Genomic DNA, 15,361 nt, shown 5'->3' on the forward strand with positions numbered 1-15,361 from the left:
GGATTGAACAAACGCTTTAATCTTCTCTATGGATCAAGGAAGGTTAATAAGTAACGTTAGAAGGGATTGAACAAACGCTTTAATCCTGTCTCTTATACACATCTAGATGTGTATAAGAGACAGCCCCATGCCCCATGCCCAATCCCCAATCCCCGATCCCCGATCCCCGATCCCCGATCCCCGATCCCCGATCCCCGATCCCCGATCCCCAATCACCTCGCTTTCCCGTAGGCTTGCCAAGCTAAATCTACTAGACCCTCAACAATTGCGGTTGCGACTAATGCACCACCTTTGCGACTGTCGATAGTAATATTCGGGATTAGAGAATCTTGCAAGCGCTCTTTATCAGTATCTGTGTTGATAAAACCTGCTGGTGTGGCAATTACCAACGCTGGCTTAATTTCTTCCGCTTCAATTAAATCAACAAGTGTAGATAAAGCCGTTTGCGCTTGACCGATGATAAATAAGCCTTCAGGATAACGTTTAGCTAAGGTTTCAATTCCCCAAGCTGCACGAGTTTTTTCTTTTTCAGGACGAGTAAGTGTATTGATGCTGCAATACAAGGGGTTAGCAAAAGTACTTTGAATCTCGTAGTTAATACTTACTTGCACCATCGGCACATCTACGATTATCGTTGTACGTGCAGCTAAAGCTGATGCCCCAGCTTGCAAAGCACGCTCAGAGAAACGAATCAAAGATTTATATTCAAAATCAGCAGTAGCATATATAACCCGCCGAATAATTTCATACTCGGCAGGTGAAAAGACATGATCGCCAATTTCGCTATCAATTATTGCTAAACTCTCAGCATCAGTTATGTGCCATTCCATTGCGTTTCAGCTTTCAGCTAACAGCTTTCAGCTTAAATGAGTCATTAGTCCTTTGTCCTTTGTCATTTGTCATTTGTAACAAATTCTATGCAGCTTCACGAAGAATTGGTATCAGCATACATTCTTTGTGTTCGCGTAGCGGCTACTTTGCAGCATTGCTTTCACGTTTTCTCGTTAATAAGCAACGTTGAAGCGGATTGAACAAACGTTTTAATCTTCTCTATGGATCAAGGAAGGTTAATAAGCAACGTTGAAGCGGATTGAACAAACGCTTTAATCTTCTCTATGGATCAAGGAAGGTTAATAAGNGTTAATAAGCAACGTTGAAGCGGATTGAACAAACGCTTTAATCTTCTCTATGGATCAAGGAAGGTTAATAAGTAACGTTAGAAGGGATTGAACAAACGCTTTAATCTTCTCTATGGATCAAGGAAGGTTAATAAGTAACGTCACGATGTTCTCTATGAATCAGACGATTTTTGTGATCAAGGTGAATTTGAAGAGTGCGATCGCCATAGCAATCATATATTATTTGTAAAAATTACAAAGCCCAATTACCATTGTACAGACGCGATTTATCGCGTCTACCAATGACCAATGACCATTGTAGAGACGCGATTTATCGCGTCTCTACCAATGACCATGGACCAACTCACATTTCTGATGCTGAAGAACGACTGAAAAAGTTCGATAAGTAAGCAACTAAGACACCGATGAGAAAACCAGCGATATTACGGACTAATGGTAGCCAGTCGGAAGTCCGAGTTACTACTGGGCCAATACCGAAAGCGATAAATAAAATTCCCCACAGAGGAGAAAAAATTAAAGCCCATTGCCAAGCAACAATTTGTCCTTCACGCCGGGGTTGAGCTGCAAAACCACAAACAACCCCGCCAATAATTGAGCTAATCAGCGTCAGAATCCACTGTTCTTTTGGTAGTCCAGGAACCACACGACAACCACCTTGACGTAAACAAGTTTCAATTGATTCTAGAGCTTGTATGATTGCTCCGTCTTCCCCTTCTTCTCGTACAAAGTATAAGTTGCCAAAGCGGGTTTGTAGTTCTACCCAAAATGTGCGGGGTAGTAACTTGTAAACTGCATCGCCGACATTGAAGTTAAGAATATTACCACCACTGGCATCAGCAACTAATAAAACACTTTTGTCATCGAGTTTCCAAAAGTTTTTAATTGCTAAACCCGGTGTACGGTCATACTGAGTTAAAACTCTCAACTTCCAGCCGGTTTGAGCTTCAAATTGTTCTAGTTTTTTAACAAGGTTTTCTTCTTGAACTGAGTTGAGGGATTTAGCTAAATCTACGACTGGGGTTGGAGTGTCTGGTAGTAAATCTGGATTGTCGTAAGCATGAGCGTAGGGAGGATGTGTTACCCAAATTGACCCTGCCAAGAAAAATACTGCACAAAATACCAGAATTCGTCGCCAAAAACAATGCTGCATGGACTTTTTTATACAATTATCTACAGTAAACGTGAACAAGTTGTTTTAAAAGATGAGAGGAAAACAGAATAATTCTTTACACTTTTTAACTTTAATCTAATTTAAGTCATTAGTCACTTAGTCAATGGTCATTTGTCATGAGGCATGGAGTACCTCACTGAATTACAAATGAGAAGGGAGCATAGCAATTTAAACATTTCGGATGCTCCGAACGACCAATGACAAATGACTATTGTACAGACGCGATTCATCGCGTCTCTACTAATGACCAATGACAAAATTAAAGTGGTTTTTGTGTAGGTATGCCGACTGCACGGGGAAATTTAGCTGGTGTGGGTGCTACCTTCCGTAAGTACAAACAGTGGCGTAGGCTATGACTCAATGGAGTGGTAAATTGATCAATAGCTTCTATTTCCCCACCAAGCTGTTTTACAGCATCTGTTAAAGCTGTGGTTTCATCTTCTGTCCAGTTACCCCGATAAACTATGGCTAAACCACCTTGCTTGAGTAATGGCAAAGCATATTCCGCGCACACTGATGCATTACTAACAGCGCGAATCATGGCTACGTCATAGTTTTGGCGGTGCTGGGACTGTTGACCGATTTCCTCAACTCTACCAGTTAGTGTTTTAGTATTATCTAATTGCAACTCAGGTAGAATCTGTTCAAGAAAAGCTGTTTTTTTGCGAGTAGAGTCTAGAAGTGTGACATTGCAATTAGATAGTGCGATCGCCACAGGAATACCAGGAAAACCCGCGCCTGTACCAATATCAATGAAATGCTGGGATGGTGAAGTGAAATTTTTCTCCCTGTCTGTTAGTAAGGGTGCAACTCCCCGCAGCGAATCCCACAGATGTTTTTCCCAAAATTCCTGGGGTTCGGTGATTCTGGTTAAATTAAGCTTTTGATTACCTTCTAAAATCAATTCATACAACCTCTGCAATTGTACTTGCTGTTCGGCTGTCGGTTGCCAATTGAGAGTTTGCTGCCATAGCTCTGGCAATTCTGGTAAAGAAGGCACAGTTAAGTCGTTCACAATTTCACTCTTACAAAACTAGCGGGGTAAGGGTGTGAGGGTATGAGGGTGTAAGGGAAATATTTAAGGTTCTTCAGTACCTAGTATGCCAAACTATTAGTTAAACATTTAAATGTTTTTCTTCCCCCTACACCCCTATACTCTTACACCCCTACACCCTTTGAACTTAAGTTGCTGCTGCGAATCGTTTGTTGATTTCATCCCAGTTCAGCACGTTCCACCAAGCGTCTAAATAATCGGCGCGGCGGTTTTGGTATTTGAGGTAATAAGCATGTTCCCAGACATCATTACCCATAATCGGATATTTGCCTTCGCTCAGGGGAGTATCTTGATTGGGTGTGCTGACAACTTCCAGCTTGCCATTTTGATTGCGGACAAGCCAAGCCCAGCCACTACCAAAACGTTTACTACCCGCATCGTTGAATTGTTTTTTGAAATTTGCAAAACTACCAAAATTTTCTTTGATAGCGTCAGCGATCGCCCCGGTTGGTTCCCCACCACCATTGGGTTTCATGATTAGCCAAAACATCGAGTGGTTGATATGACCACCACCATTATTGCGTACCGTTGTGCGAATATCTTCAGGAACGCTGTTGAGATCACGCAGTAAATCTTCTACGCTTTTGTTTTTGAGATTTGGATATTTCTCTAATGCTGCATTCAAATTTTTGACATAGGCTGCATGGTGTTTGTCATGATGGAAGCGCATTGTGGCTGCATCAATGTGTGGTTCTAGGGCATTGTAATCATAAGGCAAAGGTGGTAGTTGAATTGCTCCAGAATTATTTGATTTATCGGAACTTACAGAAGTTGGAGAAGTTGTAGAAGTTGGAGGAGTGGGATTAGGAGTGCTTGCAGAGGCGCAAGAATCTAAAGCAAAAGCGCCTACACCTGCACCAAGCAAAACTAGAAAATGCCGACGTTTAAGAGTCATAAGATTTACACCAAGGAAATACATTAGCGAAATTGGTTTGCAGTTATTATTTTCGTAGATTTTGGTCAATTAACTCCCTGATAATGTCTGTATTGCCTCACCTTGCAAAATTTGATGTGCTTGTGCAAGGATGCTAGGAATTTTGTCTGCATGGGGACTGCGACTCAGACATGGTTGCAAGTCTAGTTTATGTATTTGCTCTGCTTTTTTACCGGGAAACCAGTGACTACCATTGCCAAGTCGGTTGTAGCGCATTTTGGCATAATCTATCATGTCGTAGGCGATCGCTAAATTCCATAGCCACAAAATTGTTGGAATATTTACTTGTCCAGGAGTTTGTTCATAGCTGGGTAAATTAACATGCCAAGTTTTCACCCAATCTTCTCCGAGAATAGTAATGGCTTCCTCCTCTAAACGTGTCAAAATTGGTGGCAAAATTTCCGAGGCTTGAGCTAGCAAATCTAAAGTTTTCAGGTGTTCATCAAAGTCAGTGGGTTTTGCTGCTCCTAAACTTAAAGTATGTACTTGGGGATGACTCAAACAAAACAAATCATTAAACACCATCGGACTCAAAGGAGAACAAAGTTTAACTAACTTTTCTGGTGGATTATATAACTTTCCTCCCTTATCAGATGGACTAATAATAAACACACCCATGTCATGTGCTGTAGCAGCCTCAATTGCAGCCCAATTCACTTGATTAATGTAATACCAGTGCAAATTCAGGTAATCGAATTGATTAGTGTTAATTGCTTGGATAATAGTATCTGTAGAACCATGGGTAGAAAAGCCGATAAACCTGACTTTACCTTGGGCTTGTAATTTTCGTGCCACTTCTAAACAACCACCCGGACGAATGGTGTAGTTTAATAGTTCAGAATTATTTATACCGTGTATTCCGAGTAAATCAATATAGTCTAAGCGCAGATATCGCAGTGATTTTTCAAATTCACTGAGAAATTTTTTTGCATCTGCCCCAGGTTTGATTTTAGTCTGAATAATTAATTTGTCGCGGGGCAACTGGGGTAAAATTTTACTCAACTGCATTTCCGAAGTACCGTAACCACGGGCAGTTTCAATATGATTAATCCCTAATTCTATAGAACGTAGAATAGTCGCTTCCAAATTTGCCTGATTATCATGGGGAATCTGCCACTGTGGCACATCTTGCCATTTATATTGGTATCGCATACCTCCACAGGAAAACACAGGTATCTGTAAATCTGTACGACCAAATCTTCTGTATAGCATCAAAGGTATGGGTGTCATCCAATTTTGGATTTTAGATTACTCTGTCGAGAAGCCGCACTGCGTGCGTCTATAGATTTTGGATTGACCCTACGGATCAATCCGCTTTCTTGAGGATTTTGGATTTTGGATTTATTCCACGGATAAATCCGCTTTTTTGTACCCTGCTCGGAATTATCGGTCAATAAACTCAATTTGGTTGTTTGTTGCTTGGTCTTTCTCCCAAGCAACAATTAACCACAAACTCATTGTAATTAAGTAATCGTCAACCGATTTTGGGCTTGTAGAGACGTAGCATTGCTACGTCTCTACAGAATTGAAATGTCAATTGATTATCTTACCCGATCAGTATTGGAGAGAGCCAGATCCCCGACTTCTTCAAGAAGTCGGAGATCTTAATGCTATAGATATTTACTTTAGGTGGTACATTTTAATCTGATGACAAAAATTGAATAGTTTTGATAGACTTAAATGAATGATTTTTTCTAGCTAATTGTATACTAAACCACATTATTTATTACGTTTAATCACTAACTGTCTTAACTGTCTTAACTGTCCTTGAATTATGATTTAAGTTCTGCAAAATTAACAAGTATAGGATTCATGTTTGATTCTTGTTACCTATACTGAAAACTAAACTTTTTTACGATAAGTTCTTAGCTTATTCAGTTTTTTAACAATTAAATATGAATCCTAGATCAACTTTGCAAATATGACAAAAATATGACGCTATATCAAGTGCAAAATCAGTGGGGCGGCTCTTCTGCTCCATGGAATGAAGGTGGCAAGTGGGTGATTGGCGCTCGTTCTAACCAGAACGTTGTCGCTATTGATGTGAAATCTAATGATGGCGGACAAACCCTCAATGGAACCATAACTTACCAAGGTGAAGGGCCTATTGGTTTTCGGGGTACCCGCTCAGGTAGTAATAATTACACAGTAGAAAACCAATGGGGAGGAAGTTCTGCTCCTTGGAATCCCGGTGGTACATGGGTACTTGGTTATCGTGCTAACCAGAACGTTGTCGCTATCAATGTTCAGTCTAACGATGGTGGACAAACTCTTAATGGAACCATGACTTACAAGGGTGAGGGACCTATTGGTTTCAAAGGTACGAAGGCTGAAGGTGGTGCATATACAGTAGAAAACCAATGGGGAGGAAGTTCAGCCCCGTGGAATGTAGGTGGTGTCTGGGCTTTGGGCTGTCGCAACAAGCAAAATGTGGTTGCTATCGACATCAAATCCAATGATGGCGGCAAGACTTTGACCGGAACCATGACTTACAGTGGTGAAGGCCCCATCGGTTTCAAAGGAAATCTCTTAGGTAGCAACAACTACAACGTAGAGAATCAGTGGGGAGGCTCTTCTGCTCCATGGAATCCAGGAGGTCTCTGGATTATTGGCTATCGCGAAAACCAAAATGTAGTTGCGCTTAACGTCAGTTCTAATGATGGTGGCAAAACTTTGACTGGAACCATGACTTATGACGGAGAAGGACCGATTGGTTTCAAGGGATCGCTGAATTGAATCAAAAATAGGCGATGAATTAAGTAAAAAGATCAAAGTAAAAAGAAATCTCCATGAATAAATTCTTTTTCTTGGAACAAGGAGATTTTTATCTTTCTCCATGAATAAATTCAATGGCTTGTATATCTTGATATAAAGCTTTTTTTTACTTTTTACTTTTGACTTTGAACTTAAAAGATAGTCTAAGTAATGCCGATTCAAAAAATATTAGCAACACATCTTGATTTAAGGACGCGCCATGGCGCGTCTTTAAAAATATCTTATAAAAATAGAAATTAAAGTTCAAAAAACCCACCTGCGATTTCAATCGCAGTCTGATAGTAGGAGACAGAGGCTGGGAGAGAGAGATTCATCAAACTGGCGTATTTTTAAGAAAATTTGCGAATATGCGTCATAACATGACGATTTGGTTTCTAATACTTTATTAGATGCTATGTTCCGTATTTTTACTTGTCAGGGTTCTCTTCCATTATTAAAACAGGATACTGAGGATGACACAGCTGAGGCATATATTTTTTCTCTTCACCTTGCCCGTAGCAATATTAGAAACTCTCGTATGTATCACTATTGCTCAAGCACAAATCACACCAGATTCTAGTCTGGGTGCGGAAAGTTCTGTTGTCAACCCAGATGTAATTAATGGTATACCGAGCGATCGCATTGATGGTGGTGCAACTCGCGGCTCAAGTCTGTTTCATAGTTTTCAAGAATTTAATGTTGGTGCAGGTAGAGGAGCCTATTTTTCTAATCCGGCTAATATCACCAATATTCTCACCAGAGTCACAGGTGGTAATCCCTCAAATATTCTCGGAAGACTTGGTGTTTTAGGTAATGCAAATCTATTTTTACTCAACCCTAAAGGGATTTTCTTTGGTCGAAATGCCAGTTTAGATTTAAATGGTTCATTTTTTGGAACCACAGCCGACAGTTTTATATTTAACAATAATTTTGAATTTAGTGCGACCAATCCCCAAGCAGTACCACTGTTAAGTGTAAATATTCCCATTGGTTTGCGGTTTCGGGACAATCCAGGAAGTATTCAAGTACAAGGTGATGGTCAGGGATTGCGATCATATACTGATGAGATAATCAACACAACATCTGGACTACGAGTGCAACCAAATCAAACTTTAGCATTGGTGGGAGGAGATGTCTTTTTAGAGGGAGCAACACTCAAAACAGCTGGTGGACGGATAGAATTAGGCAGTGTTGGAGGTTCTGGTTTAGTTAGCATTACACCTATCAACAAAGGTTTTGCTTTGGGATATGGTAATGTACAAAATTTTGGCAATATTCAATTATCTCAACAGACTTCAGTAGATGCCAGTGGTCTTGGCGGTGGTGATATACAAGTTTGGGGTAGGCGCATCACCCTTGCTAATGGTTCACAGATAGAAGCTAGTACTTTGGGATCTCAACAAGGTGGACTTCTATCAGTGAATGCAACTGAGCAAGTAGAAGTAGTAGGTACTTCATCTGATGGGGGATTTCTCACTGGCTTTTTTACTCAAGTATACCCAGGAGCAACCGGAGCCGCAGGAGATTTGATAGTTAATACTAGTCAGTTGTTTGTGCGAGATGGCGCACAGATCAACGCTAACACTTTAGGTGCTGGTAAAGGTGGAAATCTAACTATTACAGGGGACAAAGTCCAGTTAATTGGTATTAGTACTACCGCCAATGGTGAATACCCCAGTGGTTTACGTACTGCAACTGAGCCAGGAGCAACCGGAGCCGCAGGAGATTTAACAATCAAAACTGGTGAGTTGCTTGTGCGAGATGGCGCACAAATCAACGCTAGCACTTTTGGTGCAGGCAAGGGTGGAAATTTGACTATTACAGCTGACAAAGTCCAGGTGATTGGTCGTAGTACCAACGGTCAGTTTTATAGTGCTTTGGGTACTATAGTTGGCTCAGAAGCAAGCGAAGCCGCAGGAAATTTGACCATTAACACTGGTGAGTTGATAGTACAAGATGGAGGGGTGATAAATGTCAGCACTTACGGTCGAGGAAATGCTGGCATTATCAAAATTAATGCAACTCGCAATATTTCCGTAGATGGTAATGACAGTTTCATTGCTAGCGGTGTTGCATTCTCAAGTGTAGGCGGCAATGCTGGTGGTATAGAAATCAACACAAATAATTTTTCTCTTACCAATGGTGCAGAAATTCTTGCCGATACCTACGGTCAAGGAAACGGTGGAATTGTCAAAATTAATGCAACAGGTAATATCACCGCAGATGGTTTCGGTACTAAAATTTCTAGTGCTGTTAATTCCTCTGCTGTAGGCAATAGTGGTGGGATTGAAATAAATACCAACAATCTTTTCCTCACCGATGGTGCAGAAATTACTGCCAACACCAATGGTCGAGGAAACGCTGGAATTGTCAAAATTAATGCAACAGGTAATATCACCGCAGATGGTGGTAGCGAAATTTCTAGCGCCATTAACTCCTCTGGTGTAGGTAGTAGTGGTGGGATTGAAATAAATACCAACAATCTTTCTCTCACCGATGATGCAGAAATTAGTGCTAGCACCTTTGGAGGAGGAAACGCTGGTATTGTCAAAATTAATGCAACTGGTGAGATCTCCGCAGATGGTGGTAGCGAAATTTCTAGCATTGCTGGATTTTTTGTTGAGGGTAATTCTGGTGGTATCGAAATAAATACCAAAAATCTTTTCCTTACCAATGGTGGTCAAATTAATGCCAACACCCGTGGAGACGCAAATGCTGGCAGAATTATTATTAATGCGACTGGTAATATCTCTGTTTCTGGTGAAACTAAAAATGGAAGCAGCAGTGGAATTTTTAGCCAAGTCACCCAAACAGCACAGGGAAATTCTGATGGTATTCAAATTAGTACCAAAAACCTTTTTTTAAGTGATGGGGGACGAATAAATGCCAGCACTTTTGGAAATGGAAATGCTGGTAGCATAATCATCAATGCTACTAACTTAGTTTCTATAGATGGTGAGAGTGATATTTTTAGTCGTGCAGAATCACGACGATACGAGGGAAATGCTGGTGGTATCCAGATAAATACCAAAGACCTTTCTCTTACCAATGGTGGACAAATTAGTGGCAGCACTTTTGGAAATGGAAATGCAGGAAGAGTTGTTATTAATGCCACTGGCGATATTTCCATAGACGGTGAAGATAAACAAGGCTTCCTAAGTGGAATATTTAGCCAAGTTGGCTTAAGAGCAGAGGGGAATTCTGGTGGTATCGAAATCAATACCAACAATCTTTCTGTGACTAATGGCGGAATAATTGATGCTAGCACTTCTGGAGAAGGAGACGCAGGAAGAGTCATTATTAACGCGACTGGCAATATCTCCGTAGAAGGTGAAACTAAGAATGGACGAAACAGTGGAATTTTTAGCAGAGTATTCCAAAATTCAGAAGGCAGTTCTAGTGGTATCTTAATAAATACCAAAGACCTTTCTCTCACCAATGGCGGACGAATTGATGCCAGTACTTTTGGAAAGGGAAATGCTGGCAGTGTGATCATTAACGCAACAGGTAATGTCTCTGCTTCAGGTGAGACTAAAAATGGACAATTCGTAAGTGGAATTTATAGCGTTGCTAATCCATCAGGTGTAGGCAATGCTGGTGGGATTCAAATCAATGCGCGATCGCTTTCTCTTTCTAATCGTGCTATTCTGTCTGCAAATAGTGAAGGAACTGGTGCAGCAGGTGACATCAAAGTCACAACAGTAAAAGACATCCGGCTAGACAATCGAGCATCAATTACTGCCACTACTAAGGGTGATCAAGGTAATATTTTCCTTAATTCCCGTGACTTAATCTTACGTCGCAATAGTAATATCACTACCAACGCCACTGGTACAGCTAGAGGTGGAAATATCAGGATTGTGACTGGTAACTTTGTTGCTTTAGAAAACAGTGACATCACTGCAAATGCTCAAAAAGGTTTTGGGGGCAATATATTTATCAAAGCTGCTTATCGATTCGCTAGTCCAGACAGTGATATTACTGCTGCTTCTGACCTTGGAACACAGTTCAGTGGCACGGTACAAGTTAACAACACAGATGTTGACCCCAGTCAAGGATTAATGCAATTACCAGATAATCCTACCGATGCAAGTAATCAAATTGCTGAAAATCCTTGTCAAAAAGGTTTTGGCAGTTCATTTATCATTACCGGACGCGGTGGTTTACCTTCTAGTCCCAATGATAGTTTTGCCACTGACAATGTACGTGTTGATTTAGCCCAACCAGCTATCAATAGTAGTTCACAAGCTGTTACAAGCAACCAACCAAAAGCCTCTGCTACGACTAAACAGATTGTCCCTGCTCGCGGATGGATATTTAATGAGAAAGGAGAAGTCGTTCTGACTGCCTACGATGTTAACAGCGCGGAGTTTCAGCGTCAGTATCTGCGCCAAAATTCTGCCGGTTGCAGAGCATTTTAACTTAACGTAACTTGAAAGTGAGTGTAGGGGTATAATACCATTTCACGTTAATCGCGATACACATAAATAATGTAGAGACGCGATATATCGCGTTTCTACTGATCTGTATTTGTATCAGATTTTTTGTGAAATGGTGTAATACCACTTCACGTTCAATACGGTTCGGTTAAGAATTTTTCGTCATAATTTTGGATATGTAGAGACGCGATATATCGCGTCTCTACAGGATTTAAATGCCAATCGATTTGTCTTATCCGAACCGTATTGACTTCACGTTAATCGCGATACACATAAATAATGTAGAGACGCGATATATCGCGTCTCTACATGCTGTCGTTAGATCACAAACCCTTGTCGTGAGTTCTACATTTTTCGCACAACAGGTTGACCATCTTTGACTTCGCCAATTAAAACTAGATCCGCGCAATTAACGAAAATACCATTCTCCAAAACACCGGGAATATTATTTAATGTTTTTTCGAGGTTAACTGGATCATCAATCGAGTCAAATTTAACATCTATCACCATATTGCCTTGGTCTGTGATCACAGGACCAGCTTTTTTCACACCCATTCGTAGTTCTGGCTTACCGCCAAGTTGTGCAACCGCGTGCATTACAGGGGTAATCGCCATTGGTATGACTTCCACTGGTACAGCAAAAACTGAACCCAGGCGATCGACTAACTTACCAGCATCCACAACAACAATAAACTGATCTGCTAAGTAATCGACAACCTTTTCGCGGGTATGTGCTGCGCCACCACCTTTGATTAAATTCTTCTGTGGATCAACTTCATCAGCACCATCAATTGCAATATCAATGTGGTCAATTGCATCTAAAGTAGTTAGTGGAATACCGTATTCCTTCGCTAGCACTTCTGCTTGAAAAGAGGTAGGAACACCCACAATATCTTTGATATCGCCAGACTTAAGGCGTTCTCCAATATATTGAATCGCATACGCTGTGGTTGAACCTGTACCTAAACCGACGATAGAACCAGATTTGACTAAATCGGCGGCGGCTTTACCAACTTGTTGCTTCATCAATTTTACCGGGTCTGCTGCTGCGGTCATTCCCAAAGCTCCTGAAAAACTGACTTATTCTACAAATAATAGTAGGGGAGAAGGGGACATAGGGGGACATGGGGGACTAGGGGGATTGGGATCTGTCAATATGAAGATGTTCTTAAATAAGCNCAACTTGTTGCTTCATCAATTTTACCGGGTCTGCTGCTGCGGTCATTCCCAAAGCTCCTGAAAAACTGACTTATTCTACAAATAATAGTAGGGGACATGGGGGACTAGGGGGACATGGGGGACTAGGGGGATCTGGATCTGTCAATATGAAGATGTTCTTAAATAAGCTGTGCAAACAGTTTCATTAACAATGTAAGTCGATACATTAACAATGTAAGTCGATACATTAACAATGTAAGCCGGTACATTAACAATGTAAGCCGGTACATTAACAATGTAAGCCGATACATTAACAATGTAAGCCGATACATTAACAATGCAGGTCGATACATTCATCTTTTTCAACAAGAAGGCTCACACGCTCACCTATACTCAGGTCAGTGGTGGGTAGTTTACTATCTAGACAGAATTAATTACACATATTGTTTTTCTGTTCTCTGTTAAGAGTTCCCTGTCCTCTGTTCTCTTTTTTATAATCTAAAATCGCAAATCTAAACTTCCTATACTATGGCTCGTACAGGTTACACTCTACCAGTATTTGCAGTAGCTGCTGCTAAGGCTGCTTTGCTACATCTAAGTAGCAAGATATACTCACAAGTATCCGTTGAAATTGACCTGTTACCTGGAAAAGCAGAAATTTCCATTTCTCAACTAGCAATGCTAGAACCACATAGCGCTCTAGCTATTACCCTTAGTGACCCTGGTGATAATTTAGATTTGACTAGAAATACACCTATTTGGGCTTGGGTGAGATTGTCACAACGACAATCTCAAGCTTTGGTTTTGGAAGCTGGTGAAGGTTTGGGAAAAACAGCTGCTGGGGAAGCAGCAATTTATAGCTATGCTCGTCGTTTGTTTGATGCGAATTTACTACCCCTGATTCCTCCAGAGCAAACATTAACAGTATCGATTATTTTTCCCGAAGGTCGCCAATTAGCACAACGCACTTCTAATGAAGCTTTTGGGATTTTAGAGGGACTGTCATTGTTGGGAACTAGTGGTATTTCTCAACCCTTGTCTGCGGCTGATCATCTAGAAGAATTTCGCCAATCATTGCAAACTAAAGTCAGGGATTGTATTGACTTAGTATTTTGTATAGGTAGCAATGGTATGCAAGTTGCCCAACGTTTAGGTATACCAGAGTCAGCGATCGCACAAACTGGTAACTGGATTGGCGCTATGCTTGTAGAAGCTGGGCTATATCATGCAAATTCTGTTTTATTGTTGGGATATCAAGGTAAACTAATTAAGCTAGCAGGGGGTATTTTCAATACTTCCAGTCATTTAGCAGATGCCAAATTAGAAATAATTAGTGCTGCTGTAGTAGCTGTTGGTGGTAATTTACAGGCTGTAAGCGCAGTTTTAGAAGCCAAAACCGCCGATGCAGCACACAAAAAATTAATCGAACTGGGATTGTCAGAATTAGTATTTGGGAAACTGGCTGAAAAAATTAGCCAGAAAGCCACAGCTTATGTACAGAAGTATGCAAATGTCAGCTTGAAAGTTGGTACTGTATTGTTTGACCGTAAAGGCGAAATTATTAGTCAAGATTCACAAGCAACTGAATTGCTGGGGATAGGGGGTAGGGGATAGGGGATCGGGGATCGGGGACAAGGGAAGGGGGACAAGGGAAGGGGGACAAGGGGGACAAGCAGGACAAGGAGGACAAGGGAGTGTGGGGGGAATTATTTAACAAGTCTCTTCCCAATGACAAATGACCAATGACCAATAACAAATAACAAATGACAAATGACAAATGACAAATGACCAATGTGAAACGTCTTCTTATTCTTGGTGGAACGGGTGATGCTGCTGAGTTAGCGGCTAAAGCTTCGGTGATTGAGCAAATAGAGGTGATTACATCTTTAGCTGGTCGGACTCGTAACCCACAAGCGCCTACGGGAATGGTGCGGATTGGTGGTTTTGGTGGGGAAGTTGGTTTGGTTGAATATCTGCGTGAAGCAAAAATAGATTTGCTGATTGATGCAACTCATCCGTTTGCAGCCCAAATATCTTGGAATGCGGCTAATGCTGCTACAAGTTGTAATATTCCTCATTTGTTGTTTATTCGTCCCCCATGGTTACAAGTTCCTGGAGATGAGTGGATAGAGGTTGATAGTGTGGAAATTGCTGCGAGTGTGTTACCTGAATTTGCCAAACGGGTTTTTTTGACTATTGGTAGACAACAACTTGCACCTTTTGCCAGATTAGATAGTATTTGGTTTTTGATGCGATTGATTGATCCACCTGCGGCTGATGTACTGATACCACAAGGAATGATATTGTGCGATCGCGGCCCTTTTGTTTTAGACAACGAACGCCGACTGTTAATCGAACATCAGATTGATACTTTGGTAAGCAAAAATAGCGGTGGTGATGCGACTTATGCCAAGATAATTGCGGCGCGGGAGGTGGGGGTGAAGGTGGTGATGGTGAAGCGTCCACCGACTCCACCGGGAGAGAAAGTCAGTGATGTGGAAAGTGCTATGCAGTGGTTAATTAACCAAATAATTCAGAAGGCAGAAGGCAGGAGGCAGAAGGCAGAAGGCAACCCACCCTTAAAAGAGTGGGATTGAAACAAGGACGTTTTATACCTCACTGCAAGCAGTTTCGGTATAATTATCATTCTGAACTGGGCTTTAGACCCAGAACTAAAGTATCAATTAACACTCCCCAACATAAGTGCCTTCT

Annotated in this window: 10 protein-coding genes; 4 read left to right on the forward strand and 6 right to left on the reverse strand. The window is 41.2% G+C overall.

Features of this window, described 5'->3' with window-relative positions; genetic code table 11:
• Positions 1-212 precede the first annotated feature (212 nt).
• The 5 genes from B4U84_RS08405 to B4U84_RS08425 form a co-directional block, all read right to left on the reverse strand.
• Positions 213-830: a precorrin-8X methylmutase gene (locus B4U84_RS08405; RefSeq protein ID WP_017313819.1), complete on the reverse strand. Its 618-nt coding sequence runs from the start codon at positions 828-830 to the stop codon at positions 213-215.
• A 652-nt stretch (positions 831-1,482) separates the two neighbouring features.
• Positions 1,483-2,289 (reverse strand): TPM domain-containing protein, encoded by an 807-nt coding sequence (locus B4U84_RS08410; protein WP_017313818.1) that lies wholly within the window; start codon positions 2,287-2,289, stop codon positions 1,483-1,485.
• 280 nt (positions 2,290-2,569) lie between these two features.
• Positions 2,570-3,325, reverse strand: a complete 756-nt coding sequence (gene rsmG, locus B4U84_RS08415; RefSeq protein WP_131116904.1) for a 16S rRNA (guanine(527)-N(7))-methyltransferase RsmG — start codon at positions 3,323-3,325, stop codon at positions 2,570-2,572.
• Between the two features lie 166 nt (positions 3,326-3,491).
• Positions 3,492-4,259 carry a superoxide dismutase gene (locus B4U84_RS08420; protein WP_131116907.1) on the reverse strand — a complete coding sequence of 256 codons (768 nt, stop codon included), beginning with the start codon at positions 4,257-4,259 and terminating at the stop codon, positions 3,492-3,494.
• A 69-nt stretch (positions 4,260-4,328) separates the two neighbouring features.
• Positions 4,329-5,510, reverse strand: coding sequence for an aldo/keto reductase (locus B4U84_RS08425; protein ID WP_131118812.1), 1,182 nt, complete (start codon positions 5,508-5,510; stop codon positions 4,329-4,331).
• 720 nt (positions 5,511-6,230) lie between these two features.
• On the opposite strand from B4U84_RS08425, the gene B4U84_RS08430 reads away from it, so the two are divergent.
• Together B4U84_RS08430 and B4U84_RS08435 are read left to right on the forward strand one after the other, a co-directional pair.
• The gene (locus tag B4U84_RS08430; RefSeq protein ID WP_131116910.1) at positions 6,231-7,034 is read left to right on the forward strand and encodes a lectin OAA family protein; all 804 of its coding nucleotides are present in this window, start codon (positions 6,231-6,233) and stop codon (positions 7,032-7,034) included.
• A gap of 491 nt (positions 7,035-7,525) precedes the next feature.
• Positions 7,526-11,473, forward strand: coding sequence for a two-partner secretion domain-containing protein (locus B4U84_RS08435; RefSeq protein ID WP_131116913.1), 3,948 nt, complete (start codon positions 7,526-7,528; stop codon positions 11,471-11,473).
• Positions 11,474-11,836: 363 nt separating this feature from the next.
• On the opposite strand, the gene rpiA is transcribed toward B4U84_RS08435, so the two are convergent.
• A complete protein-coding gene (gene rpiA, locus B4U84_RS08440; RefSeq protein ID WP_131116916.1) occupies positions 11,837-12,547 on the reverse strand; it encodes a ribose-5-phosphate isomerase RpiA in 711 nt (236 codons plus the stop codon).
• A 630-nt stretch (positions 12,548-13,177) separates the two neighbouring features.
• Here rpiA and cbiD point away from each other — a divergent pair.
• Together cbiD and B4U84_RS08450 are read left to right on the forward strand one after the other, a co-directional pair.
• A complete protein-coding gene (cbiD, locus tag B4U84_RS08445; RefSeq protein WP_131116919.1) occupies positions 13,178-14,263 on the forward strand; it encodes a cobalt-precorrin-5B (C(1))-methyltransferase CbiD in 1,086 nt (361 codons plus the stop codon).
• A gap of 179 nt (positions 14,264-14,442) precedes the next feature.
• Positions 14,443-15,246, forward strand: coding sequence for a cobalt-precorrin-6A reductase (locus tag B4U84_RS08450; protein WP_242677573.1), 804 nt, complete (start codon positions 14,443-14,445; stop codon positions 15,244-15,246).
• The last annotated feature ends 115 nt before the right edge of the window (positions 15,247-15,361 follow it).

This window comes from Westiellopsis prolifica IICB1 (genome assembly GCF_004323185.1).
In the GTDB taxonomy this organism is placed as follows: domain Bacteria; phylum Cyanobacteriota; class Cyanobacteriia; order Cyanobacteriales; family Nostocaceae; genus Pelatocladus; species Pelatocladus prolificus_A.

Bases quoted from the DNA above. Each gene is read 5' to 3' on its own strand.
- B4U84_RS08420 (WP_131116907.1), bottom strand. From the start codon at position 4,259: ATGACTCTTAAACGTCGGCATTTTCTAGTTTTGCTTGGTGCAGGTGTA.
- B4U84_RS08425 (WP_131118812.1), bottom strand. From the start codon at position 5,510: ATGCTATACAGAAGATTTGGTCGTACAGATTTACAGATACCTGTGTTT.
- B4U84_RS08410 (WP_017313818.1), bottom strand. From the start codon at position 2,289: ATGCAGCATTGTTTTTGGCGACGAATTCTGGTATTTTGTGCAGTATTT.
- B4U84_RS08430 (WP_131116910.1), top strand. From the start codon at position 6,231: ATGACGCTATATCAAGTGCAAAATCAGTGGGGCGGCTCTTCTGCTCCA.
- B4U84_RS08405 (WP_017313819.1), bottom strand. From the start codon at position 830: ATGGAATGGCACATAACTGATGCTGAGAGTTTAGCAATAATTGATAGC.
- cbiD (WP_131116919.1), top strand. From the start codon at position 13,178: ATGGCTCGTACAGGTTACACTCTACCAGTATTTGCAGTAGCTGCTGCT.
- B4U84_RS08435 (WP_131116913.1), top strand. From the start codon at position 7,526: ATGACACAGCTGAGGCATATATTTTTTCTCTTCACCTTGCCCGTAGCA.
- rpiA (WP_131116916.1), bottom strand. From the start codon at position 12,547: ATGACCGCAGCAGCAGACCCGGTAAAATTGATGAAGCAACAAGTTGGT.